This window comes from Streptomyces sp. NPDC043746 (assembly GCF_056436485.1).
The window spans coordinates 33,249-56,385 of the sequence record NZ_JBWKCM010000033.1 but is presented as its reverse complement, the minus strand read 5'-3'; the positions used below and the strand labels follow the sequence as shown (position 1 = coordinate 56,385).

Annotated in this window: 21 protein-coding genes; 6 read left to right on the top strand and 15 right to left on the bottom strand. The window is 73.0% G+C overall.

All coding sequences use genetic code 11. The features are described from left to right. Positions 1-115: 115 nt before the first annotated feature. Complete coding sequence (locus AC0682_RS27395; RefSeq protein WP_254812732.1) at positions 116-1,462, bottom strand: class II 3-deoxy-7-phosphoheptulonate synthase; 1,347 nt, start codon at positions 1,460-1,462, stop codon at positions 116-118. Between the two features lie 102 nt (positions 1,463-1,564). Here AC0682_RS27395 and AC0682_RS27390 point away from each other — a divergent pair, with 102 nt between their 5' ends. Both AC0682_RS27390 and AC0682_RS27385 read left to right on the top strand, forming a co-directional pair. Next, on the top strand, positions 1,565-1,633 hold the full coding sequence (locus AC0682_RS27390; RefSeq protein WP_109167551.1) for a trp operon leader peptide: 69 nt from the start codon (positions 1,565-1,567) through the stop codon (positions 1,631-1,633). Between the two features lie 127 nt (positions 1,634-1,760). Next, on the top strand, positions 1,761-3,647 hold the full coding sequence (locus tag AC0682_RS27385; protein WP_478535750.1) for an anthranilate synthase family protein: 1,887 nt from the start codon (positions 1,761-1,763) through the stop codon (positions 3,645-3,647). A gap of 33 nt (positions 3,648-3,680) precedes the next feature. On the opposite strand, the gene AC0682_RS27380 is transcribed toward AC0682_RS27385, so the two are convergent. The 4 genes from AC0682_RS27380 to AC0682_RS27365 form a co-directional block, all read right to left on the bottom strand. Further along, positions 3,681-4,676: a 2-hydroxyacid dehydrogenase gene (locus tag AC0682_RS27380; RefSeq protein ID WP_478535748.1), complete on the bottom strand. Its 996-nt coding sequence runs from the start codon at positions 4,674-4,676 to the stop codon at positions 3,681-3,683. Between the two features lie 86 nt (positions 4,677-4,762). Further along, the gene (locus AC0682_RS27375; protein ID WP_478535746.1) at positions 4,763-5,518 is read right to left on the bottom strand and encodes a response regulator; all 756 of its coding nucleotides are present in this window, start codon (positions 5,516-5,518) and stop codon (positions 4,763-4,765) included. Then, positions 5,515-6,762, bottom strand: a complete 1,248-nt coding sequence (gene macS, locus AC0682_RS27370) for a MacS family sensor histidine kinase (RefSeq protein WP_254812729.1) — start codon at positions 6,760-6,762, stop codon at positions 5,515-5,517. Before macS ends, AC0682_RS27375 begins: the two co-directional genes overlap by 4 nt. A 27-nt stretch (positions 6,763-6,789) precedes the next feature. After that, on the bottom strand, positions 6,790-7,563 hold the full coding sequence (locus AC0682_RS27365) for a lysophospholipid acyltransferase family protein (protein WP_254812728.1): 774 nt from the start codon (positions 7,561-7,563) through the stop codon (positions 6,790-6,792). A gap of 211 nt (positions 7,564-7,774) precedes the next feature. Here AC0682_RS27365 and AC0682_RS27360 point away from each other — a divergent pair, with 211 nt between their 5' ends. Further along, positions 7,775-8,554, top strand: coding sequence for an alpha/beta hydrolase (locus AC0682_RS27360; RefSeq protein ID WP_478535745.1), 780 nt, complete (start codon positions 7,775-7,777; stop codon positions 8,552-8,554). Beyond that, positions 8,547-9,305, top strand: a complete 759-nt coding sequence (locus AC0682_RS27355) for a hypothetical protein (RefSeq protein WP_254812726.1) — start codon at positions 8,547-8,549, stop codon at positions 9,303-9,305. Before AC0682_RS27360 ends, AC0682_RS27355 begins: the two co-directional genes overlap by 8 nt. A 36-nt stretch (positions 9,306-9,341) precedes the next feature. Here AC0682_RS27355 and AC0682_RS27350 read toward each other — a convergent pair whose 3' ends face one another. From AC0682_RS27350 to AC0682_RS27325, 6 genes are all read right to left on the bottom strand, one after another. Next, positions 9,342-10,097 carry an endonuclease/exonuclease/phosphatase family protein gene (locus AC0682_RS27350; RefSeq protein ID WP_478535743.1) on the bottom strand — a complete coding sequence of 252 codons (756 nt, stop codon included), beginning with the start codon at positions 10,095-10,097 and terminating at the stop codon, positions 9,342-9,344. A gap of 81 nt (positions 10,098-10,178) precedes the next feature. Next, the gene (locus AC0682_RS27345; RefSeq protein ID WP_254812724.1) at positions 10,179-11,120 is read right to left on the bottom strand and encodes an ROK family glucokinase; all 942 of its coding nucleotides are present in this window, start codon (positions 11,118-11,120) and stop codon (positions 10,179-10,181) included. Between the two features lie 75 nt (positions 11,121-11,195). Then, entirely contained in the window at positions 11,196-11,696 is a 501-nt protein-coding gene (locus AC0682_RS27340) for a DUF5304 domain-containing protein (protein ID WP_478535742.1), read from the bottom strand. 119 nt (positions 11,697-11,815) lie between these two features. Beyond that, positions 11,816-13,018 carry an ArsA family ATPase gene (locus tag AC0682_RS27335; protein ID WP_478535740.1) on the bottom strand — a complete coding sequence of 401 codons (1,203 nt, stop codon included), beginning with the start codon at positions 13,016-13,018 and terminating at the stop codon, positions 11,816-11,818. A 5-nt stretch (positions 13,019-13,023) separates the two neighbouring features. Beyond that, a complete protein-coding gene (locus AC0682_RS27330; protein ID WP_478535738.1) occupies positions 13,024-13,473 on the bottom strand; it encodes an SRPBCC family protein in 450 nt (149 codons plus the stop codon). Between the two features lie 109 nt (positions 13,474-13,582). Then, entirely contained in the window at positions 13,583-14,392 is an 810-nt protein-coding gene (locus tag AC0682_RS27325; RefSeq protein ID WP_478535736.1) for a metallophosphoesterase family protein, read from the bottom strand. 280 nt (positions 14,393-14,672) lie between these two features. Between AC0682_RS27325 and AC0682_RS27320 the strand changes: the two genes are divergently transcribed. Continuing rightward, complete coding sequence (locus tag AC0682_RS27320) at positions 14,673-16,469, top strand: AMP-dependent synthetase/ligase (protein ID WP_478535734.1); 1,797 nt, start codon at positions 14,673-14,675, stop codon at positions 16,467-16,469. Between the two features lie 141 nt (positions 16,470-16,610). Here AC0682_RS27320 and AC0682_RS27315 read toward each other — a convergent pair whose 3' ends face one another. Further along, positions 16,611-17,753 carry a glycosyltransferase family 4 protein gene (locus AC0682_RS27315; protein WP_478535732.1) on the bottom strand — a complete coding sequence of 381 codons (1,143 nt, stop codon included), beginning with the start codon at positions 17,751-17,753 and terminating at the stop codon, positions 16,611-16,613. Positions 17,754-17,893: 140 nt separating this feature from the next. On the opposite strand from AC0682_RS27315, the gene AC0682_RS27310 reads away from it, so the two are divergent. Beyond that, positions 17,894-19,147 (top strand): glycosyltransferase 87 family protein, encoded by a 1,254-nt coding sequence (locus AC0682_RS27310; protein ID WP_437441682.1) that lies wholly within the window; start codon positions 17,894-17,896, stop codon positions 19,145-19,147. Here the strand turns inward: AC0682_RS27310 and AC0682_RS27305 are convergent. The 3 genes from AC0682_RS27305 to AC0682_RS27295 all read right to left on the bottom strand — a co-directional run bounded on the left by AC0682_RS27305 (position 19,123) and on the right by AC0682_RS27295 (position 22,865). After that, positions 19,123-20,385, bottom strand: coding sequence for a hypothetical protein (locus AC0682_RS27305; RefSeq protein ID WP_478535730.1), 1,263 nt, complete (start codon positions 20,383-20,385; stop codon positions 19,123-19,125). The two genes, AC0682_RS27310 and AC0682_RS27305, sit on opposite strands and share 25 nt — an antisense overlap. Before the next feature lie 112 nt (positions 20,386-20,497). Next, positions 20,498-21,526 carry a C40 family peptidase gene (locus AC0682_RS27300; protein ID WP_254812715.1) on the bottom strand — a complete coding sequence of 343 codons (1,029 nt, stop codon included), beginning with the start codon at positions 21,524-21,526 and terminating at the stop codon, positions 20,498-20,500. A gap of 304 nt (positions 21,527-21,830) precedes the next feature. Beyond that, positions 21,831-22,865: a C40 family peptidase gene (locus AC0682_RS27295; protein WP_254812714.1), complete on the bottom strand. Its 1,035-nt coding sequence runs from the start codon at positions 22,863-22,865 to the stop codon at positions 21,831-21,833. Positions 22,866-23,137 lie beyond the last annotated feature (272 nt).

Sequence of the window (23,137 nt, the reverse complement as noted above, 5' to 3'; positions counted from 1 at the left end):
CCCACCCTCCGTTTCCTCGTAAGCCCAATCAACACCCCGCCCGACCGGCTCGGTTCCCCCCCCCCCCCCCCCCCCCCCCCCCCCACAGCCGCGTCTGCCGGGAATACCCGCCGGACTACTGGTCGCGGTACATCTCCGCCACGAGGAAGGCCAGGTCGAGCGACTGGCTGCGGTTGAGCCGGGGGTCGCAGGCCGTCTCGTAGCGCTGGTGGAGATCGTCCACGAAGATCTCGTGGCCACCGCCCACGCACTCGGTGACATCGTCGCCGGTCAGCTCCACGTGGATGCCGCCCGGGTGGGTGCCGAGGCCCTTGTGGACCTCGAAGAAGCCCTTGACCTCGTCCAGGACGTCGTCGAAGCGGCGCGTCTTGTGGCCGGAGGCGGCCTCGAAGGTGTTGCCGTGCATCGGGTCGGTCACCCAGGCGACGACGGCCCCGGAGGCGGTGACCTTCTCGACCAGCTCGGGCAGCTTGTCGCGGACCTTGTCGGCGCCCATGCGGACGATGAAGGTCAGCCGGCCGGGCTCGCGCTCGGGGTCCAGGCGGTCGACGTACCCGAGGGCTTCGTCGACGGTGGTCGTCGGGCCGAGCTTGATGCCGATCGGGTTGCGGACCCGGGAGGCGAACTCGATGTGCGCGCCGTCCATCTGTCGGGTGCGCTCACCGATCCAGACCATGTGGCCGGAGGTGTCGTACAGCTCGCCGGTGCGCGAGTCGGTGCGGGTCAGCGCCGTCTCGTAGTCCAGCAGCAGCGCCTCGTGCGAGGCGTAGAACTCGACCGCCTTGAACTCGGCCGGGTCGGTGCCGCACGCCTTCATGAAGTTGAGCGCGTTGTCGATCTCGCGGGCCAGGGCCTCGTAGCGCTGCCCGGCGGGGGACGACTTCACGAAGTCCTGGTTCCAGGCGTGGACCTGGCGCAGGTCGGCGTAGCCACCGGTGGTGAAGGCGCGGACCAGGTTCAGCGTGGAGGAGGACGCGTGGTACATCTGCTTCAGCCGCTGCGGGTCCGGGACCCGGGCCTCCTCGGTGAAGGCGAAGCCGTTCACCGAGTCGCCGCGGTAGGTCGGCAGGGTCACGCCGTCGCGGGTCTCGGTCGACTTGGAGCGCGGCTTGGAGTACTGGCCCGCGATCCGGCCGACCTTGACGACCGGTACGGAGGCGGCGTAGGTCAGGACGGCGCTCATCTGGAGCAGCGTCTTCAGCTTGGCCCGGATGTGCTCGGCGGACACGGCGTCGAAGGCCTCGGCGCAGTCGCCGCCCTGGAGCAGGAACGCCTCGCCCTTGGCGACGGCTCCCAGACGGGCGCGCAGCTGGTCGCACTCGCCCGCGAAGACGAGCGGCGGATACGACGCGAGGTCCGCGAGTACATCGCGCAGCGCCTCGGAGTCGGGGTACTCGGGCTGCTGCGCCGCGGGAAGGTCTCGCCAGGTGTTGCCACCGGCGACGGAGGTATTGGCGTTCACGGTCACACGGACAACATTACGGGGTCGCGGGAGGCGTCCACCCGAGCGCTCAATAGTTGAGACACCCGCTCCGATGCCCGGAACGTCCGCTAGGGTCGCACCATGTCGACGCGACAGATCCAGATCTCGATCCAGAACTGGTGGTGGACCGCTCATCCGGCGGCCCGCTGACTCATCGCGCTGACAGACACCGCGCAGGCCGCCCGAGGGGCGGCCTTTCTGCGTTGCGGAGCCGTTCCTCTCCCCGTGAATCCCGTACGAGGCCCTCGTACGGACCGTTCGGAAGGAACCCGCTCCCATGTCCCGTACCGCCTTTGACCTCGTCCGCCGGCTGCTGGCCGACGATGCCCCGCCCTTCGCGCTGCTGCGCAGGCGCACCCCCGGCCGTGACCACGATCACGTGGAGGTGCTGATCGGCGGGGTGCGGGAGGTGGAGCGGCTGGCCGGGCTGCCGGTGGGCGCGTCGCCCGCCCTGGCCCTGGTGCCGTTCCGGCAGATCGCCGAGCGCGGCTTCGAGGTGACCGACGACGGGACGCCGCTGAGCGTGCTGGTCGCGGACGAGAGCCATGAGCTGGAGCTGGCGGAGGTGCTGGCGGCGCTGCCCGCGCATGACGTGACGGTGGAGGACCGGGGCTTCGACGTGGCGGACGCGGAGTACGCGGAGACCGTCCGGCGGGTGATCCGGGACGAGATCGGGCAGGGTGAGGGCGCGAACTTCGTGATCCGGCGGACGTTCCGGGGCGGGATCCCGGGGTTCGGGCGGGCGGACGCGCTGGCGCTGTTCCGGCGGCTGCTCGCGGGCGAGCGGGGCGCGTACTGGACGTTCGTCGTCCACACCGGGGACAGGACGCTGGTGGGGGCGAGCCCGGAGGTGCATGTGCGGATGTCCGGCGGGACGGTCGTGATGAACCCGATCAGCGGGACCTACCGCTACCCGGACGGGGGGCCGACCGCCGAGAGCCTGCTGGCCTTCCTCGGGGACCGCAAGGAGAGCGAGGAGCTGTCCATGGTGGTCGACGAGGAGCTGAAGATGATGTGCACGGTGGGCGACATGGGCGGGGTGGTGGTCGGACCCCGGCTCAAGGAGATGGCCCACCTCGCCCACACGGAGTACGAGCTGCGGGGACGGTCCTCGCTGGATGTACGGGACGTCCTGCGCGAGACCATGTTCGCGGCCACCGTCACCGGCTCCCCGGTGCAGAACGCCTGCCGGGTCATCGAGCGGTACGAACGGGGCGGGCGCGGCTACTACGCGGGCGCGCTGGCCCTGCTGGGACAGGACGCGAACGGGGCGCAGACACTGGACTCCCCGATCCTGATCCGTACGGCCGACATCGCCCCGGACGGCTCGCTGGAGGTGCCCGTGGGGGCCACCCTCGTACGCCACTCGGACCCGGAGAGCGAGGTGGCCGAGACGCATGCCAAGGCGGCCGGGGTGCTGGCGGCGCTCGGTGTGCGGCCGGGACGGCCCCAGGCGGAGGCGGACCGACCGCAGCTGGCCGCCGACCCCCGGGTGCAGGCGGCGCTGGACGACCGGCGCGGCGGGCTGGCCCCGTTCTGGCTGCGGATGCAGGAGCGGACCCGGGAGCTGGCCGGCCGGGCGCTGGTGGTGGACGGCGAGGACACGTTCACCGCGATGCTGGCCCATCTGCTGCGCTCCTCGGGGCTCGACGTGTCGGTGCGCCGGTACGACGAGCCGGGGCTGCGCGAGGTGGTACGGGCGCACGCGGGGCCGGTCGTGCTGGGCCCCGGCCCCGGGAACCCGGGCGATCCGGGCGACCCGAAGATGCGGCTGCTGCGGGAGCTGGCGGCCGAGCTGGTACGGGAGCACCGGTACGGGCTGCTCGGCGTGTGCCTGGGCCATGAGCTGATCGCGGCGGAGCTGGGGTTGGACATCGTGCGCAAGGCGGTCCCGCACCAGGGGGCGCAGACCGGGATCGAGCTGTTCGGGCGGCCGGAGACGGTCGGCTTCTACAACAGCTTCACCGCCCGCTGCGACTCCCCGGCCGCCGCCGAGCTGGCAGCGCACGGGATCGAGGTGAGCCGGGACGAGGAGAGCGGTGAGCTGCACGCCCTGCGCGGGCCCGGGTTCGCCTCGGTGCAGTTCCACCCGGAGTCGGTGCTGACCGTGCGGGGGTCCGCGATCGTGACGGAGCTGCTGGCGGGGCTGCCGGTGCTGAGCTGAGCCCCGGGGGGCGTGCCGCGCCGGGCCCCCGGGTCACCGGCGCGGCACGAGCACGTTCTCGCTGGGGCGGCCGGCCAGGTAGTCGGTGACGTTCTGGACGGTCGCGTCGATGATCTGGCCCACCGCGTCCTCGGTGTAGTACGCCTGGTGCGAGGTGACGATCACGTTCGGGAAGGTCACCAGGCGGGCCAGGGTGTCGTCGTCGATGCCCTCCAGGGACTTGTCCAGGAAGAAGAGCCCGGCCTCCGCCTCGTACACGTCGAGCCCGACGCCGAGGAAGCGCCCGGCGCGCAACTCGGTGACCAGGGCGGCGGTGTCGATGAGGCCGCCGCGGCTGGAGTTGACCAGGATCGCGTCGTCCTTCATCGACTTCAGGGCTGCCTCGTTGATGATGTGGTGGGTGGCGGGGAGCAGCGGGACGTGCAGGCTGACCAGGTCGGCCTCCGCGAAGAGCCGCTCCTTCTCCACGTACTCCATGCCCAGCTCCAGGCAGGCCGGGTTCTCCACGACGTCCCAGCCGAGGAGCTTCATCCCGAAGCCGTGGGCGATCTTCGTGAACGCCTCCCCGATCCTGCCGGTGCCGACCACGCCGACGGTCCGGCCGTGCATGTCCCGGCCGAGCAGTCCGGCGAGCCGGAAGTCGAAGTCGCGGGTGCGGCTCGCGGCCCGGATGACGCGCCGGTTCACCGCCATGGCCAGGGTCCAGGCGAACTCCGCGACCGAGTACGGCGAGTAGGTCGAGACCCGGGCGACGCGGAGGGCGAGCCGCTCGGCCACCTCCAGGTCGATGTTGTTGAAGCCGGTGGAGCGCTGGGCGATCAGCTGGGTGCCGCCGGCGGCGAGGGTCTGGAGCACCTGGGCGCCGAGGTCGGCGTTGACGCTCGTGGAGATGATCTCGTACCCGGCCGCGATGGGGGCGGTGTCCCGGTTGAGGAAGACGTCCAGGCAGCGGACCTCGTGCAGCCCCGCGAAGGCGCTCTCGATCAGGGGCTTCTCATCCGACTGCACACCGAACGCCAGGATCTCCATAGCGCGAATATACGGCTCCGGCCCCGGACGCGCAGGGGGCCGGACGGCCCGGCCGCCCGGCCCCCGGTCCCGGCCTTCGGCTCCGGTCAGATGTCGTCGAGGCCGCGCTCGATGGCGTACCTGACCAGCTCCACCCGGTTGTGCAGCTGGAGCTTGCCGAGCGTGTTCTGCACGTGGTTCTGCACGGTGCGGTGCGAGATGACCAGGCGCTCCGCGATCTGCTTGTACGACAGCCCCTTGGCGACCAGCCGCAGCACCTCGGTCTCCCGGTCGGTGAGCTGCGGGGCCTTGGGCTCGTCGGAGGCGGCGGGCGCGGGGTCGGAGGCGAGCCTGCGGTACTCCCCGAGGACCAGGCCCGCGAGGCCCGGGGTGAAGACCGGGTCGCCGTTGGCGGTGGAGCGGACGGCGTCGGTCAGTTCCTGGGTGGAGGCGGACTTGAGGAGATACCCGGTGGCGCCGGACTTCACCGCCTCCAGGACGTCGGCGTGCTCCCCGCTGGCCGAGAGGACCAGGACGCGGAGGCCGGGGTGGGCGGGGACCAGCTCCTTGCAGACCTGGACGCCGGGCATACCGGGCAGGTTGAGGTCGAGGACCAGGACGTCCGGGGTCACGGCCTTGGCCCGGCGGACCGCCTGCGGGCCGTCCCCGGCGGTCGCGACGACGTCGAAGCCGGACTCGGCCAGATCCCGGGCGACGGCGTCCCGCCACATGGGGTGGTCGTCGACCACCATGACCCGGATCGGCCGCTCGACGGCCCGCCCCTCGTCCTGCCGCTCGCCCTGCGGTGCGTGCTGCGGTGCGCTCTGCGCTGCCGTGCCCTGTGGTGCGTTCTGCGTGCTCATCGGGCCGATCCTGCCTTCCCCCGGGAAACCTGTGCTTTCGGAACCTTCAACTCGACCTCGGTGCCCTGCCCCGGCACCGAGATCACCTCGGCCGTACCGCCGATGTCGCGCAGCCGACCGCGGATGGAGAGCGCGACCCCCATCCGCCCCTCGCCCTCCGCCTGGGCCAGGCGGCCCGCCGGGATGCCGGGGCCGTCGTCCCGGACGGTGACGACGACCTCGTCGGGCTCGTCCTCGACCAGGATCCACGCCTGGGCCCCCTCCCCCGCGTGCACCCGCACATTGTCCAGGGCGGCACTGACGGCGGCGGCCAGCTCCCGGGCGGCCGGTGCCGGGAGGAGGACCGGGGCACCGGGCTCCGCGAAGCTGGTGCGGGAGCCGGCGTGCGGGGCGAGCAGGGCGCGCAGGTCGCACGGGGCCCCGTCGCCGGGACTCCCCTCGTCCACCTCGACCGTGCGGACGACGGCTCCCTCGGCGGCGTCCTCGGAGACCCGGGTCGGGGGCACCAGGCCGCTGGAGACCAGGGTGCGCAGGGCCACCTCCTGCTCCCCGGCCAGTCGGCCCAGCTCCGCCGCCTCCCCGCCGATCGCGGTGCCCCTGCGCTGGACCATCGCCAGGACCTGCAGGACGCTGTCGTGGATGTCCCGGGCCAGGCGCTCGCGCTCCCGGGTGGCGGCCTCGATCTCCAGGGCGCGGGCCAGGGTGCGTTCACTGGCGCGGGCGACCTCGACGACGTACCCGATCGCTATCGAGGCGACCCAGACCAGCAGGACGTTGTGGAAGGTGTCCCGGCTGGGCTCGCCGCGCTGGATGATGTTGGCGGCGGCGACGAAGGTGGAGGCGAAGGCCGCCCACCGCCAGCCGCCCTTGATGGCGAAGGCCAGGACCGCTCCGGCCGTCCAGATCGAGGGCAGCGTCGGGCCGTCGAAGGTCTGGGAGTGGACGTCCGCGATCGGGGTGAGCATGATTCCGGTCAGCGCGACGACGAGGTCCGCGCCGAGGAAGCGCTTGGTGCAGCTCGCCGCCGAGCGGACCTTGGGCAGCGTGGCGAGCGTCCACCCGGCGAGGAAGGCGAGATAGGCGAAGGCCACCCAGGGCCGTTCGTACGGCTGCCGGCCGAGATGGTCCCTGCCGAAGATCGCGAGCAGCACCGCGTAGACCATCGTCAGTACGCGGTAGCCCGTCAGCGCACGCCACAGCGGCTGCTCGACCGACATCCGTACGACCCGCTCACGCCTGGCCATTTCGCCCCCCGACGGTGTACGACGCGCTTACGCGCCGGACCGTTCCCTTCCGCTCTCGTCGCCCGCCGCCGGCGCCTGCTTGCGGTCGCGCTTGGCCTCCTCGGCCTTCGCCTTCGCCTCGTCGGCGATCTGGCGCTTGGCGGCGGTGGCGTAGATGTCCACGTACTCCTGGCCGGAGAGCTTCATGATCTCGTACATGACCTCGTCGGTGACCGAGCGCAGGATGAAGCGGTCGCCGTCCATGCCCTGGTAGCGGCTGAAGTCCAACGGCTTGCCGATCCTGATCCCGGGCCGCATCAGCTTGGGCACCACCTGGCCGGGCGGTTGGATCTTCTCGGTGTCGATCATCGCCACCGGGATCACGGGCGCTCCGGTGGCGAGCGCGACCCGGGCCAGTCCGCCGGGCTTGCCCCGGTAGAGACGGCCGTCGGGCGAGCGGGTGCCCTCGGGGTAGATGCCGAAGAGGCCGCCGCTCTCGATGACCTGGATGCCCGCCTTGATGGCGGCCTCACCGGCCCCACGTGCTCCGGAGCGGTCGACGGGGAGCTGGCCGACACCCTTGAAGAAGGCCGCGGTGAGCTTGCCCTTCACCCCGGGGGCCGTGAAGTACTCGGCCTTCGCGATGAACGTGACCTTGCGGTCCAGGACAGCGGGGAGGAAGAAGGAGTCGGAGAACGAGAGATGATTGCTCGCGAGGATCGCCGGCCCCCGCTCGGGGATGTTCTCCAGACCCTCCGCCCACGGCCGGAAGGCGAGCTTCAGGGACCCGCCGATGGAGAACTTCATTGCGCCGTAGATCAACTGTGGTGCCTCCTGTGTGCTGTCGGACAGACCTTAACCCGGTCCCGTCGGTGAGGCCGTGACGGCCCTGGTCGGTGTCGGTCCGGTCGCGTACGGTGAAGTCATCCGTCAAGCACGCCCTCCCCCGGGGGCGCGCGCCACCTCAAGCCCTCAGAGCCCCGCCCCGTCCTCACAGCCCGCCCCCGCCCCACCTCACGAACAGGAGACCCCGGTGCCGGTCCTCCCTGGAGCCGAGCCGTTCCGCCACGAGGGCGGAGAGGTCGGCGTCCTCCTCTGCCATGGCTTCACCGGCTCGCCGCAGTCGCTGCGCCCCTGGGCCGACTTCCTCGCCGAGCGCGGGCTGACCGTCTCGCTGCCGCTGCTGCCGGGCCACGGCACCCGCTGGGAGGACATGGCGGTCACCGGCTGGCAGGACTGGTACGCCGAGGTGGACCGCGAGCTGCGGGCGCTGCGCGAGAGGTGCGAGCAGGTCTTCGTCTTCGGGCTCTCCATGGGCGGTGCGCTCTCCCTGCGGCTGGCGGCCAAGCACGGGGACGCGATCAGCGGTCTGATGCTGGTCAACCCGGCCAACAAGGTGCACGGCCTCTCGGCGTACGCGCTGCCGGTCGCCCGCCACCTCGTCCGTACGACGAAGGGGCTGGCCGACGACATCGCGCTCCCCGGCTCGCACGAGGTGGGGTACGACCGGGTGCCGCTGCACTGCGCCCACTCCGTGCGGAGGTTCTTCAAGCTGGTCGACGGCGAGCTGCCGCAGGTGACCCAGCCGGTGGTGCTGCTGCACAGCCCCCAGGACCATGTCGTCCCGCCCGCGGACAGCGAGCGGATCCTGAGCCGGATCTCCTCCACCGATGTGACGGAGATCCTGCTGGAACAGAGCTACCACGTGGCGACGTTGGACCATGATGCGGAGCGGATCTTCGATGAGAGCTACCGGTTCATCGGCCGTCTCGCACCGAGCGTCGGGATGAAGGGGAGCACGTCCGGTGGCTGAGCACGACGCGGAACGCACGGGCAGTGACGAGGGGCGCGAGCCGCGCCCCACGGAGAGCGCGGCCGTCCCCGAGGGGACGAAGCCGGCCGGCGCCGAGGGCGCCGGACCGGAGGCCCCGGCGCCGGAGAAGGCCGGACCGGAGAGCGCGGGTCCGGACAGGACGACCGACGGGGAGCGGGTGCTCGACGAGGAGGCGGCCTGGGCCGCGATCGTCGCGGGGTACGGGGAGGAGCCGCCGGACCCGCCGGGCGCCAAGCCCTTCAAGTCGGTCGAGGACCTGGCCCTGCTGGAGGACGACCAGCGCAATGTGACCGGTCCGGACGGCGGCCGGGCCGGGGACCCTGCGGACAAGGGGTCGGGGAAGGCGCCCCCGAAGCCGCCGGAGAAGAAGCCGCTCGGCAGCTCGGTCGTCTTCGCGCCCGGGGTCGCCGGGCCCCGGGACTACGAGCTGGCCGAGCCCAAGGACGACGGCATCGACGAGCCGGACGACGGCGAGGAGGGCCACTTCGTGCCCCCGGAGCCGCCGCCGCTGCCGGAGGCCGACACCACGGCGAAGTTCGCCTGGCTCGCGGTGATCGGCGGGCCGGTGCTGATGCTCGTGGCGGTGCTGCTCCAGTGGAACATGACGTGGTGGCTCACCACGCTCTGCGTCGGCGGCTTCCTGGGCGGCTTCGCCACCCTGGTGGCCCGGATGCCGCACGACGACGATGACGACACCTACGGCGACCCGGGGCGCGGCGCTGTCGTGTAGACGCCCGTTCGGCCGGGCGCGGCGCGGTCGTGTGCGTCACTTCGCGGCAGGGACCCTGAGGGCGGCCAGGACCGGCAGATGGTCGGTGGCCGCCCTCAGGTCTGCCCTGCTCACCCCGGGCAGGCCGTCCGGGACCCCGCAGCCCAGCACCTCGATGCCCGGGGTCGCGAACACCGCGTCGATGCGCTTGCGCGGCTCCCCGGGCGGGAAGGTCGGCTCACCGCCCCAGGGGGCGGTCGCGTGGCAGTCCTGGAGCGTTCCGGCCAGGTGGCGGAACGCCCTCCCTGTCGGTACGTCGTTGAGGTCGCCGCCCGCCACCGCGTGCTCCACGCCCAGGGAGGCCAGCCGGTCGAGGAGCAGCCCGGCCTGGGCGAGGCGTTCGTCGCGCTGGAGGCTCAGATGGCAGCTCAGCACCCCGAGCCGGGCCCCGCCGATCCGTACGACGGCGGTGGCGAAGCCCCGGCGGTGCAGCCCCGGGGTGAGCGGCAGCAGCACGTCCTCGGTGCTTTCGACGGCCGCCCGCAGCGAGCAGAGCAGCAGCGGCCCGGCGGCGGGGGCGCCGCCGCTCAGCACCACCAGGCCGCTGCTCCGGGCCAGCCGGGCGGCCGCCTTGCGCCAGCGGAAGAAGCGCGGGGCCTCCTGGACCAGGACCAGATCGGGGGCGCAGGCGCGGATGACCCGGGCCAGCGCCGCGGTGTCGTCGCGCATCGAGCGGACGTTGTAGCTCAGCACCCGGATCACGGCTGAACCGTCCGGCTCGGTACGGGAGTCGGGCAGGGGTGTCAGAGCCATGCGGGCCACGATACGGCGGACGCCCGCCGCTGCCCCCGAGGGCGGCGGCGGGCGTCCGACGCGTCGTACCGTGCGGCTGACTCAGCCCTGGCGGGCGAGGTCGGCAGCGCCGACCAGCCCTGCCTTGCCGCCGAGTTGGGCGGCGAGCACCTGCGCGTGCGGGCGCCACTGGCCGCCGATCAGCCAGCGCCGGAACGACTTGCGGATCGGGTCGAGGACCAGCTCGCCCTCGTCCGAGACCCCGCCGCCGACGATGAACGCGGACGGGTCGAACAGCGAGGCGAGGTCGGCCAGTCCGGCGCCGGCCCAGCGGGCCAGCTCGCGGAAGGAGTCGATCGCGACCGGGTCGCCCTGGCGGGCGGCCTCGCTGATGTGCTTGCCCTCGATGCCGTCCACGGTCCCGTCGCCGAGGCCGAGCAGCACGACGGCGTTCTCCGGGGTGGCGTTGGCGCGCTGCTTGGCGTACCGCACCAGCGCGCGGCCCGAGGCGTACTGCTCCCAGCAGCCCTGGCTGCCGCAGCCGCAGAGCAGACCGTCCGGGACGACCCGGATGTGGCCGAACTCGGCGGCCACGCCGAAGCGTCCGCGCCGCAGCTTGTTGCCGATGATGATGCCGCCGCCGAGGCCGGTGCCGAGCGTGATGCAGATGACGTCGTCGTGGCCCTGGCCTGCGCCGAAGCGGTACTCGCCCCAGGCCGCCGCGTTGGCGTCGTTCTCGACGACGACGGGCAGGCCGACGCGCTGTTCGACCTTGTCCTTGAGCGGTTCGTGGCGCCAGTTGATGTTGGGCGCGAAGAGCACCGTGGCGCGCTTGTCGTCGACGTAACCGGCGGCGCCGATGCCGACGGCCTCCACGTCGTGTCCCTCGCTCGCCCCGGCCACCGCCGCGCAGATCGCGTCGACGATGCCTTCGGCCGTCGGGGGCGTCGCCACCTTGAACGTCGAGAGGATGCGGCCCTCTTCGTCGACCACTCCAGCCGCGATCTTCGTGCCGCCGATGTCGACGCCGATGGTGAGTCCCATGAATCCCTCAGTTTCGGTCGAGCCCCGCTAGGGCCAACCGTACCCGAGGCGGGGCCCCGGCCCGGCCCGGACCGATCAGTCCAGGTCGATGCGCTCGGTGCCGGAGGGGCCTTCGCCGCGGCCATCGTCACGCGGGTCGGACGGGTCGTCGGCGGCCTTGTCGGTGCTCTTCCCGGCGGGCCCGGTGGTGGCGGCGTCCGCGGGGTCGGCCGCGGTGCGGGTCCAGCGGCTCTCCTGGCCCTCCACCGCCGAGCGGTAGGCGGCGAGCAGCTCGCTGCCGGCGGCGGCGAGGTGGTCGAAGACCTGCGGGTTGCGCTCGATGACCGGCTCGACGGCGGACCGCGCCTGGCGGATGGCCTGCTGGACCGCGCCCTGGGCGGCGGCGCCGAACAACGGGGTCTGGAGGGCGGAGACCTTGTCGGCGACCGCGTCGACCAGCTTGCGCAGCTCCTCGGCGGCGGAGCCGGGCTGCGGGCCGTACTGGGCGCGGCGTCGGGCCTTCTCGGCGGCGAGGTCCTCGGCGCAGGCGTCGGCCCACGCGTCGTCGTCGACGGGACGATCGGTGGCTTCACTCATGACGGACTCCTGCGACACGGGGTACCGGCCGCCGACGGCCTGCGCCGACGGGGTTCGTACCACCGACGTTACCCGAACGGCCGCAGACCGTTCAGAACGTGCGGGTCAGGGCGTACGGGTCACGGTGTACGGGGCCAGAGCCCCGGGTCCGGGGTGAAGCGGACGCGCAGGACGCCGTCGGTGAGGGCGGCGCCGGAGACCGTGCAGCGGCGCAGCGCGGAGGCGACCTTGATGATCCGGTGGAACGGGCCCGCGGTCAGCAGCAGCTCGTCGCCCCGGCGGACCAGCCGCAGCTCCTCCTTGACCGCGCCGGGCAGCGGCAGGCACCAGATCAGCACCGAGGGTGTCCCCCTCCCGGCGGCCTCCCCCGGCTCCCCCTCGATCCACCACGGGTCCTGTGCCCGGCCCGCCTCGCGCTCGTCCGGCGCCGGGACGGCGAGCGCGGCCAGGTCGTCGGCGGTACGGGGGTCGCGGCCCAGGTGGGGGGCCTCGTGGACCGGGATCTCGGTGGCCCACTCCTCGTGCCAGTGGCCCAGGCACTTCTCCTGCTCGGCGGCGAGCGCGGCGAACCAGGGGTCGGGCGAGTGGCGCGGCAGGACCCGGTTGGCCACCAGCAGCTCGGCGCGGAGCCCGTAGAGGGCGAGGCCGGTGCGGGCGGTGCGCAGCGCGTCCTCGGCGGCGGGCCCGGGCTCGGCGGCCAGCCGCAGCGTGGTGGAGCCGTCCTCGACCAGGGCCTGGACGGCGGCCAGCTCGGCGTCCTTGCGGGCGGCGGCCTCGTACAGCCACTGGGCGGGCATCGGGACCCCGGCCAGCTGGGCGAGGACGGGCCGCAGGGCGCGGGCGGCCTGGCGTTCGGCCGGGAGCAGGCGGCGCAGATAGCGGCGGAGCTGCTCGGGCAGGGCCAGCAGCGCGAGGGCTTCGGTGAGCGGTGGGAGGTCGACGACGAGGGTGCCGTATCCGGCGGTGGACCAGTCGCCCGCGGCGGCCCGGTGCAGGGTGTGGAGGAGGGCGAGCTGGGGGGAGCCGGGGAGCTCGGTCAGCTCCTCGCCGTCCAGCCGCCCGGCGCCGACCAGGTCCAGGACGCCGGACGCCCGCTCCTGGAGGGCGGAGAGTTCGGCGCGGAAGTGGGTGCCGGAGTCGATCCGGGCGTGGTCGAGCCGGTCGGTGACCGCGGTGGGTTCCGTACCGCCGGGGAGGCCGGGTATGGGCTCGGCGGAGACCAGGAGGGTACGGCTGCCGCCCGCGGCCGCGGCCAGGGCGGTCGCCGCCGCGAGGGTGGTACGGCCTGCGCCGCCGGGGCCGGTGACCAGGACCGTACGCATCGCGCTCAGCCCCGCGGGATGGATTCGACGCGCTTCTTCAGACCGGCGAGGGCCCGGTCGATGATGACCTTCTCGGCCTTGCGCTTGATCATGCCGAGGAGCGGGATCTTGACGTCGACGGCGAGCCTGTAGGTGACCTCGGTGCGCTCTCCGTCGCCCAGCGGGGCGAGGGCGTAGGTGCCGTCCAGGGAGCGGAGCATCTGGGACTTGACCAGGGTCCAGCTGACCTCGTGGTCGCTGGTCCAGGTGTACGACAGGACGTGGTCGTCCTTGATGGCCCCGGCGTCCAGGACGAGCCGGACCTGCTCGGCGCGGCCCTGGCCGTCGGTGGCCAGCACCTCGGCCTCCTTCACCTCGCCGGTCCACTCCGGGTAGCGGGCGAAGTCCGCGATCACCGCCATGACGTCGGCCGGTGCCGCCTCGATCGTGATGCTCGAGCTGGTGTGTTCAGCCATCGCCGTGGCCCTCCAGTGCGGTGTTACCGGTCGCGTGCGGCAGGATCCTGCCGCTGTGCAGGCTATCGCGTGCCCGCCGCGCTCCGGTCCACGCCCCGGGCCCTTCAGGTCACCAGGTCAGCGCCCAGGGCGTGCCGGTGGAGGCGAAGTGGCCGACGTTGACGCACTCGGTGTCACCGATCCGCATCCGGCGGACCAACGGCTGGTGGACATGGCCGAAAAGCGCGTACCGGGGGCGGGTGGCGCGGATGGCTTCCAGGAGTGCGGGGCTGCCGCGCTCGAAGCGGCGGGCGACGGTGTCGTACGTCAGCTCCGGGACCTCGGGCGGGATGTGCGAGCAGAGCACGTCGACCGGGCCGAGCGCCTCGACCTTGGCGGCGTACTCCTCGTCACTGATCTCGTAGGGGGTGTTCATCGGGGACTTGAGGCCGCCGCCGACGAAGCCGAAGACCCGGCCGCCGATCTCCACCCGCTCACCGTCCAGCACGGTGGTGCCGGGGCGGGCGTACTCGGGCCAGAGGTGGGGGACGTCGACGTTGCCGTAGGTGGCGTACGTCGGGGTGGGGAAGGCGGCGAAGAGTTCGGCGTACTGGGTGCGCACGGCGCCGAGGATCTCGGTGTGGCGGTCGCGGCCGGCCCACAGCTCCCGGCCGAGGGCCCGGGCCTCCTCGAAGCGGCGGGCGGTGCGCAGCGCGACGATGCGGCTCGCGTTCTCCTTGCCGAAGAGGGCGGGGAAGATGCCGCGCGAGTGGTCCCGGTAGTCGAGGAAGAGCACCAGGTCACCGAGGCAGACGAGGGCGTCGGCCCCCTCCCCCGCGCGGGCCAGGGCCTCGGCGTTGCCGTGGACGTCGCTGACGACGTGGATCCGGTGGGCGCGCCGCACGCCCTCCGCCGGCCCGTCCGTTTCGCTGCCTCGCATACGGATCACCCTAGGGCGCCCGCCCCCGGGCGGGTAGATCCGGCCGGACCTGCGGTTGCTTTCGAGTCGTCGGGCCCGTGGACTACTGTGCGCGAAAAGGGCCATTCACCTGTGTGATGCACAAGACATCTGGACGGACCCCCCTATCGGGAACCTGGTACCGGTGGGTAACGTCCGGGCAGTCCAGTCGTGCTCCCTCACCGAGCACCCGCCATTCTTGGACCGCAGCCGGTGCGTCACACAGAGCCGTGGCACCGGAGCCCGATGAGGAGCAGCAGTCTTGCGCGAGTTCAGCCTTCCGGCCCTGTACGAGGTCCCGACGGACGGCAATCTGACGGATCTGATCCGCCGCAACGCCGCTCAGCATCCCGAAGTCGCGGTGATGAGCCGCAAGGTGGCCGGCGCGTGGGCCGATGTCACCGCCACCCGGTTCCTGGCCGAGGTGCGGACCGCCGCCAAAGGGCTGATCGCCTCGGGCGTGCAGCCGGGCGACCGGGTCGCCCTGATGTCGCGCACCCGGTTCGAGTGGGTGCTGCTGGACTTCGCGATCTGGAGCGCGGGCGCGGTGACCGTGCCGGTCTACGAGACCAGTTCGCCGGAGCAGGTGCAGTGGATCCTCAGCGACTCCGGCGCGGTGGCGGTGCTGGTGGAGAGCGACGCGCACGCGGCGGCGGTGGCTTCCGTACGGGAGGGGCTGCCGGACCTCGCGCACGTCTGGCAGATCGACGCGGGCGCGGTGGAGACCCTGGGCGAGGCGGGCGCCGAGGTCTCGGACGAGACCATGGACCTGCGGATGGTCAGCGCCAAGGCGGACGACCCGGCGACCATCGTCTACACCTCCGGCACGACCGGCCGCCCCAAGGGCTGTGTGCTCACCCACCGCAGCTTCTTCGCGGAGTGCGGCAACGTGGTGGAGCGGCTGAAGCCGCTGTTCCGTACGGGCGAGTGCTCGGTGCTGCTCTTCCTGCCCGCCGCGCACGTCTTCGGCCGGATGGTCGAGGTGGCGTCGGTGATGGCCCCGATCCGGCTCGGCTGCGTCCCCGACATCAAGAACCTCACCGATGAGCTGGCCTCGTTCCGGCCGACGCTGATCCTGGGTGTGCCCCGGGTCTTCGAGAAGGTCTACAACGCGGCGCGGGCCAAGGCGCAGGCGGACGGCAAGGGCAGGATCTTCGACCGGGCCGCCGACACGGCGATCGCCTACAGCCGGGCGCTGGGTACTCCCCAGGGCCCCTCGCTCGGCCTGAAGCTCAAGCACAAGCTCTTCGACAAGCTGGTCTTCGGGAAGCTGCGCAGCGTCCTGGGCGGCAAGGGCGAGTTCGCGATCTCCGGCGGGGCCCCGCTCGGTGAGCGGCTCGGCCACTTCTACCGGGGCATCGGCTTCACGGTCCTGGAGGGCTACGGCCTCACCGAGAGCTGCGCGGCGACCGCGTTCAACCCGTGGGACCGGCAGAAGATCGGCACGGTCGGCCAGCCGCTGCCCGGCTCGGTGGTGCGGATCGCGGACGACGGCGAGGTGCTGCTCCACGGCGAGCACCTGTTCACCGGCTACTGGAACAACGAGTCGGCCTCGGCCGAGGCGCTGGCCGACGGCTGGTTCCACACCGGGGACATCGGCACGCTCGACGAGGACGGCTACCTCGCGATCACCGGCCGCAAGAAGGAGATCATCGTCACGGCGGGCGGCAAGAACGTGGCCCCCGCGGTGATCGAGGACCGCATCCGCGCCCACGCGCTGGTCGCGGAGTGCATGGTGGTGGGCGACGGCCGCCCGTTCGTCGGCGCGCTGGTCACCCTGGACGAGGACTTCCTGGGCCGCTGGGCCGAGGAGCACGGCAAGCCCGCCGGTTCGACGGCCCTGTCGCTGCGCGAGGACCCGGAGCTGCTGGCGGAGGTGCAGCGGGCGGTGGACGACGGCAACGCGGCGGTCTCCAAGGCCGAGTCCGTACGCAAGTTCCGGATCCTGCCGACCCAGTTCACCGAGGAGGCCGGCCACATCACCCCGTCGCTGAAGCTGAAGCGGAACGTGGTGGCGAAGGACTTCGCGGACGAGGTGGAGTCGATCTACCGCGCCTGAGCGGTGTCACGCGTACGCGCACGACAGAAGGGTCCCGCACCGGGAGTCGGTGCGGGACCCTTCCGCGTACGGGGCACGGGCCCTTCTCCGTATGGTCGCGGCAGGGCGGCGGGCGTCAGCCGCGAGCCCGCCCCCGTGCGGTCACAACAGCGTCCTGAGCTTCTCCGCCAGCAGGTCCCAGCGCCACTTCTCCTCGACCCAGGCCCGGCCCCGCTCCCCCATGCGCTGCCGCAGCTCCGGGTCGCGGAGCAGCGTCACGATCCGGTCCGCCGACTCCTCGGCGCTGCCGCCGCGCACCACCCACCCGCTCTCGCCGTCGAGCACCGCGTCCGGCGCGCCGCCCGAGTCCCCGGCCACCACCGGCAGCCCGGTCGCGGACGCCTCCAGGTAGACGATCCCGAGCCCCTCCACGTCGAGCCCCCCACGCCGGGTCCGGCACGGCATGGCGAAGACGTCCCCGGCCCCGTAGTGCGCGGGCAGCTCCTCCCACGGCACGGGCCCGGTGAACCGCACCGAGTCCGCCACCCCGGTCTCCTCGGCGAGCCGCTTCAGCTCCTTGGCGTACGGGCCGCCGCCGACGATCAGCAGCACCGCGTCCGGGAGCTGCGCCAGGATCGCGGGCATGGCCAGGATCAGCGTGTCCTGGCCCTTGCGCGGCACCAGGCGGGAGACGCAGACGACCACGGGCCGGTCGGTCAGGCCGAGGCGGGCGCGGACGCGGTCGCCGCCGGAGGCCGGGTGGAAGGTCTTCTCGTCGACGCCCGGCGGCAGCTGGACCATGCGGGCGGCCGCGTCCGGGGTGAGGGCGGCGGCGATGCGGGAGCGGGTGTACTCACCCAGATAGGTGATGGTGTCCGTCCCCTCTCCGATCCGCCGCAGCAGCTGCCGGGAGGCGGGCAGCTGGGCCCAGCCGGCCTCATGGCCGTGGGTGGTGGCCACCAGCCGCTTCGCGCCCGCGCGGCGCAGCGCCGGGGCCATCAGCCCGAGCGGGGCGGCGGCGCCGAACCAGACGGAGGTGCAGCCGTGTTCGCGCAGCAGGTCGGTGGCCCGCCGGGCGGCGCGGGGGGTCGGCAGCAGCATCGTCGTCCGGTCGCGGACCACGGTGAAGGGCTGCTCGGCGTCGAAGGCGGCGGTGGCCGCCGCACCTTCCTCGCCGCGCTTCCAGGTGGAGGCGTAGACGACGACCCGGTCGGGGTCCAGCCGCAGCGCCATGTTGTGCAGGAACGCCTGGATGCCACCGGGGCGGGGCGGGAAGTCGTTGGTCACGATCAGGGTCTTGTCCATCGCGGCTGACAGTACCGAACGGCCGCGCTTCACCGCCGCCGCCCTCGCTCCCCGGCATCATGGGCCGCCGGACAGGGGCCGGGAGACGATCGAGGGCAGCGGCGATGACGGCACGGCGATCACCCGTCGGCGCGGGACTCCTGCCGTACGGACGTCCGCCGTACGCGCGCCTGCCGTACGGGCTCCCGCCGTACGCGGCCTGGGCGCTGACCCGGGCCGCGCTGCTGCTCTGCGTGTTCCATGTGTTCACCGTCCCCGGCCCGGACGTCACCGTGGACGTGTCGGTGATCTACCGGGGCTGGTACGAGACGCTGCTGACCGGCACGTATCCGCTGGACGACGTCACCTGGCAGTACCCGCCCGGGGCCGCTCTCGCGCTCCTCTCCCCCGCCCTGCTGCCCTTCTGGGGGTACGCGACCGCCTTCTACGCCCTCGTGCTGCTCTGCGACGCCCTGGTGTGCGGGCTGCTGCTGTACGCGGGGCGGCGGCCGGGGATGAGGACGGCGGGCGCGTGGGTGTGGATCGCGGGGGTGCCGCTGCTGGGGCCGACCGTCTACGCCCGCTACGACCTGATGGTGACGGCGGTGGCCGTGGCCGCGCTGCTGGCCGGGGTGCGGTGGCCCCGGGTGATGGGGGTGCTGGCCGCGTTCGGGGGGCTGCTGAAGGTGTGGCCGGCGCTGGTGCTGGTGGGAGTCCGGCGGGGGCGGCCGACCCGGGTGGCCTGGTCGGCGGCGGCGCTGACGGGGGCCGGTCTGGCGGTGGCGTTCGGGCTCTGGATGCCGGGGGCGTACGCGTTCCTCGCCTTCCAGCGGGACCGGGGCACGGAGATCGAGTCGCTGGGGGCGCTCTGGTTCCACCTGGCGCGGCACTTCGGGTGGGAGGGGCGGGTGGAGCTGCACTACGGGTCGATGGAGTTCCTCGGCCCGGGGGTGGAGGTGGTCTCCGCTCTGGCGCTGGGGCTCGCCGCGCTCGCCCTGGGCTGGCTGCTGGTGTGGCGGCTGCGGGCCCGCACGTTCGCCGCCCACACCCCGGCGCAGGCCGCGTTCACGGCGGTGCTGCTGTTCACGACGACGAGCCGGGTGATCAGCCCGCAGTACGTGGTGTGGCTGGTCGGGCTGGCCGCGGTCTGCCTGGCCTTCCGGAACGGCGGGATGGTGCGGCCCGCCGTGCTGGTGCTGGTGGCGGCCGGGGTGACGGTGCTGGAGTTCCCGGTGTACTTCGGCGAGGTGGTGGCGAGCGGCGCGTGGGGCGTGGCGCTCCTGTCGTTGCGGAACGGGCTGCTGGTGGCCGCCTCGGTGATCGCCGCACGGCGGCTGTGGCGGGAGACGGTGCCGGGGGCGGCGGCGAAGGCGGCCCCGGTCGCCGGGGTTCAGCCGAGCCGGGTGCCGAGGTAGTCGCGCCAGTCGGCGGTGAACCGCTCCGGCGTGGTGTCGAGCACCGCGTCCATCGCCTGCTCCACCGACCCGTCCCGCCCGGAGTGGGCCCCCACGGCCGCGTAGAAGGCGGTCAGCTTCTCCTTGCCCCACCGCTCCGCGATCAGCTCGCAGGCCGTCCAGGCGCTCTCGTAGGCCCGGGCGAGCCGGTCGGGGTCGCCGTCGAAGCCGAAGTCCTCGTCGGCGGGGAACGCGTCGGGTACGTCTCCGGCCCGGACGGCCGTGGTCAGCGCGGGCGCGATGAGGTCGGGGGCACGGTCCTCGCCCCGGTAGGCGGCCCAGTCAGCGAAGCCCTCGGAGAGCCAGACGGGGGTGGCGGCGGAGGTGCTGGTCCGGGTGGCGACATGGACCGTCTCATGGGTCAGGACGACGCGCTGGCCGAAGCTGCCGAGGGACGGGTACGTCTGCGGGTTGACGATCACCCGGTCCGCGATGGCCGGGCGCTCCCCGCCGGTCCCCGCCTCCCCCGTGGTGACGGCCGCGATCCCCCGGTAGCTGCTCTCCGGGGAGCCCAGCAGCCCTGCCATGGACTTCACCGAGTCCGGGACGTGGACGACCACCCGGCGCGCCCACTCGCCCGGCCAGGCGTCGGAGACGGCCGGTACGGCGAGGTCCACGGTGTCCGCGATCCGGCGCAGCTCCTCCCGCGGGCGCCCGACGCCCAGGACGAGGCTGTGGGCGCCCCGGACGACCTCCACCTCCCCCTGGTGCCAGAGCTGGTCGAAGGCCCCCTCGGCGGGCCGGTCGGCGGTGACGTACCACCGGTCGCCCTCACGCATCAGCTCCAGGGTGCGGCGGGTGGCGACGGGCGCGGTGTCGTACCCGTCGATCCGGTAGCGCAGCTCCACCTCGGCGGTGGCCCAGTCTCCGTCCTGCTCGGGCGTTCCCCGCACCTCGTACGTCCAGGACTCCAGGGGTACGTCGGCGAGGTTGGCGAACTCCGTGCGCTGGGCGGCCCGCAGCTTCTCGGCCTCGGGGGCGATCGACTCCAGGTACCCCGCGGGGTCCTTGGCGAGGACGGCTGCGGCCCGGCGCTCCAGGGTGGCGTCGAGCTCCCGGACGGTGAGGGAGGTGTCGGCACCGGCCGGGGGCGCGCAGCCGGGGGCGGTGGCGGTCAGCAGGGCAGCGAGCAGGAGTCCCGCGGCACGCCGGGGGAACCGGGGTCGCCCCGCTCGCGTACCTCGTCCCAGTCCGGCCACCCTGCCGATCGTACGGTCCGCGGCGGGCGGCGGTCCGGTCCAGGCGGGCCGCCGGGCCCGATGACGGCCCGATCCGGTCGTGCGGCCGGGTCGGCGCGGCGGCCGGGAGGCGTCAGACGCGGGTGACCGAGGAGACGGGCATCATGCCGACCGGGTCGTAGCGGATCGCGGCGCCCGGGTAGGGGGCGTGGATGACCTGGCCGTTGCCGACGTACATGCCGATGTGGCTGGCGTCGGCGCGGTAGGCGACCAGGTCGCCGGGCTGGGCCTGGGAGAGCGGCACCATGCGGCCCGCGTAGCGCTGGGCCTGGGAGGTGCGGGGCAGGCTCACCCCGGCCTGGGCGTAGGCCCACTGCATGAGGCCGGAACAGTCGAAGCCGGAGGGCCCGTTGGCGCCCCACACGTACGGCTTGCCGAGCGCCCGGTGCGCGGCGGCCACGGCCGACATCGCGCGGGCCGAGCCGGGGGCGACGCCGGAGAGGTCGGGGGCGCCGGTGCGGCCGGAGCGGGAGGCCCGGTCGAAGGAGGCGCGGTCCTCGGCGGGCAGCGAGGCGAGCAGCTGGCGGGCCTGGCGGAGCTTGGCCTCGACGGATCTCTTGTGGCGGGTGACGGCAGCCCTGTTGCGCTCCAGCTCGGCGAGGGCGCGGGTGGCCTCTGCGCGGGTCTGGGCGAGCCCGCGCTGGGCGTGCCGGAGCTTGTCCAGGGTCAGCGCCTGGCGGGCACCGGCCCGGTCGAGGGCGGCGGCCCGCTCCAGATAGGTGTCCGGGTCGGAGGAGAGCAGCAGGGCGAGGGCCGGGTCGATGGCTCCGGTGCGGTACTGGGCGCCCGCCATCGCGCCGAGCGCGTTGCGCATCCGGTTGACGGCCTCCTGGCCGCGGGCGGTCGCGTCCTGGGCCCGGTCGGCCTCGCCGCGCAGCCGTGCCACCCGCTCCCCGGCCTCGTTGTACCGCTCGGTGGCCCGCTCGGCCTCGCCGTAGAGCCGGTCGACGGCGGCCTTGGCGCTCTCGCGGGTGTCCTTGGGGTCGGCGCTCGCCGGGGCTCCGGTGAGGGTGGCGGCCGCGGTGGCCGCCGCGGCCGAGACGACCGTGACGCGGACGCTCCGGGGGATGCCTGACTGGGTGGGACGGCGATGGGACACCACAGGAAGCCGCACTTCCTTCCGCTGACGCAGTTGACGCAGGAACGCGCGGCCCCCTGCCGCCCGGGAGCGGGCGGACTGATGGGCGGGAGCCGCACAGCAGCCAGACAGTAATCGGACGACTACCGGGCGGCCAAAGACCTCGCCGGTGGCGGAGGAGGCGTCGAACAGCCCTGCCCCGCCGGTGACCTCGGTCTCCGGCGGGGCAGGGCGTCAGCGTGGGGAGAGGCGATTCCCTCGTTCGGGCGTCGTCCTCGGCGGGCGTGGCGCCCGGGGTGTCAGGCGCCTCACTCCCGGTGGGTACGCGTCAGATGCGGACGCCGAACTGGAAGGTGCCCATGTAGTTCATCGACTCGTAGCGGACGACGGTGCCCGGCTTCGGGGCGTGCAGGATCTGGTTGTTCCCGGCGTAGAAGCCCACGTGCGACAGGCCGTTGAAGAAGACCAGGTCGCCCGGCTTGAGCTGGCCGCGGCCGATCTTCACCCCGTCGTTCTGCTGGGTGTAGGTGGTCCGGCTGATGTTGACGCCGGCCTGGGCGAAGGCCCACTGGGTCAGCCCGGAGCAGTCGTAGGAGTTGGGGCCGGAGCCGCCGGAGACGTACGGCTTGCCGAGCTGGGTGGCGGCGGCGGAGAGGGCGGCGGCGCCGCGGTTGGAGGCGGGGGCCTCGTTGCCGAGCTGGACGCGCTCGCTGGTGGCGCGGCTGGCGCGGTCCTTCGCCGCCTCCTCCTCCTGGATCTTCGCGCGCTCGGCGGCGGTGAGGCTGTTGAGCAGTCGCTGCGCGTCGGCCAGCTTGCCCTGGTACTTCTTCTTGTTCTCGCCGAGCTGCTTGCGGACCTCGGCGAGGTCGCCGAGCTTGTCCTGGGCCTCCTTGCGCTGCTGCGCGAGGGTCCGCTGCTTGGCCTGGATCTTCTGCAGGGACTCCGTCTGCTTGACCGTCAGCTGGTCGAGTGCGGAGGCCTGGTCGAGGAAGCTGTCCGGATCCGAGGCGAGGAAGAGGGCGATCGAGGGGTCGATACCGCCGGAGCGGTACTGCGCGGTGGCGATCGAGCCCAGCTCGCCGCGCAGCTCGTTCAGCTCGTCCTGGCCGCGGGCGACCTTGTCCTGGAGCGCGTCGACCTGCTTCTTCAGCTTGTCCTGCTGCTCCTTGGCGCCGTTGTACTTCTCGGTGGCGGCCTCGGCCTCGTGGTAGAGCTTGTCGACCTTCGCCTTGACCTCGTTCTTGGTCGGCTTGGGGTCGGCGTGGGCGGCCTGGGAGGTCAGGGCGACGGCCGCGGCGGCGGTCGCGGTGAGCACGGTCACGCGGGCGCGGCTCGGCTGCTTGGGACGACGGTGGGACGCCACGAAGGCGAGCTCCTTCTTCCTCAGAGCCGCCTACCGGGCTGTGGGGGAGGATTCCCCGGCTCCGTGCGCTCACGGACTCGGCGGTTCCTTCGCCGCCACCCCCGATGGGTGGTCAACCGTGCGAAGGTTCGAGGCCTGACCCTAGTGACCATCTTGTGATCAGTTCAAATCCTCACAGGATTTTTCTTGTCACACCAGGCACTTCTTTACTCTCACCGCACCACGTGTAGCGATGACTTGACGGTACGTTCCCAGAAATCCGGCATGTCACA

What these genes read in the sequence shown, in the direction of transcription:
- AC0682_RS27330 (WP_478535738.1), bottom strand. Translation starts at nt 13,473, where the DNA reads ATGGCTGAACACACCAGCTCGAGCATCACGATCGAGGCGGCACCGGCC.
- AC0682_RS27385 (WP_478535750.1), top strand. Translation starts at nt 1,761, where the DNA reads ATGTCCCGTACCGCCTTTGACCTCGTCCGCCGGCTGCTGGCCGACGAT.
- AC0682_RS27335 (WP_478535740.1), bottom strand. Translation starts at nt 13,018, where the DNA reads ATGCGTACGGTCCTGGTCACCGGCCCCGGCGGCGCAGGCCGTACCACC.
- AC0682_RS27345 (WP_254812724.1), bottom strand. Translation starts at nt 11,120, where the DNA reads ATGGGACTCACCATCGGCGTCGACATCGGCGGCACGAAGATCGCGGCT.
- macS (WP_254812729.1), bottom strand. Translation starts at nt 6,762, where the DNA reads ATGGCCAGGCGTGAGCGGGTCGTACGGATGTCGGTCGAGCAGCCGCTG.
- AC0682_RS27375 (WP_478535746.1), bottom strand. Translation starts at nt 5,518, where the DNA reads ATGAGCACGCAGAACGCACCACAGGGCACGGCAGCGCAGAGCGCACCG.
- AC0682_RS27350 (WP_478535743.1), bottom strand. Translation starts at nt 10,097, where the DNA reads ATGGCTCTGACACCCCTGCCCGACTCCCGTACCGAGCCGGACGGTTCA.
- AC0682_RS27380 (WP_478535748.1), bottom strand. Translation starts at nt 4,676, where the DNA reads ATGGAGATCCTGGCGTTCGGTGTGCAGTCGGATGAGAAGCCCCTGATC.
- AC0682_RS27315 (WP_478535732.1), bottom strand. Translation starts at nt 17,753, where the DNA reads ATGGACAAGACCCTGATCGTGACCAACGACTTCCCGCCCCGCCCCGGT.
- AC0682_RS27340 (WP_478535742.1), bottom strand. Translation starts at nt 11,696, where the DNA reads ATGAGTGAAGCCACCGATCGTCCCGTCGACGACGACGCGTGGGCCGAC.
- AC0682_RS27325 (WP_478535736.1), bottom strand. Translation starts at nt 14,392, where the DNA reads ATGCGAGGCAGCGAAACGGACGGGCCGGCGGAGGGCGTGCGGCGCGCC.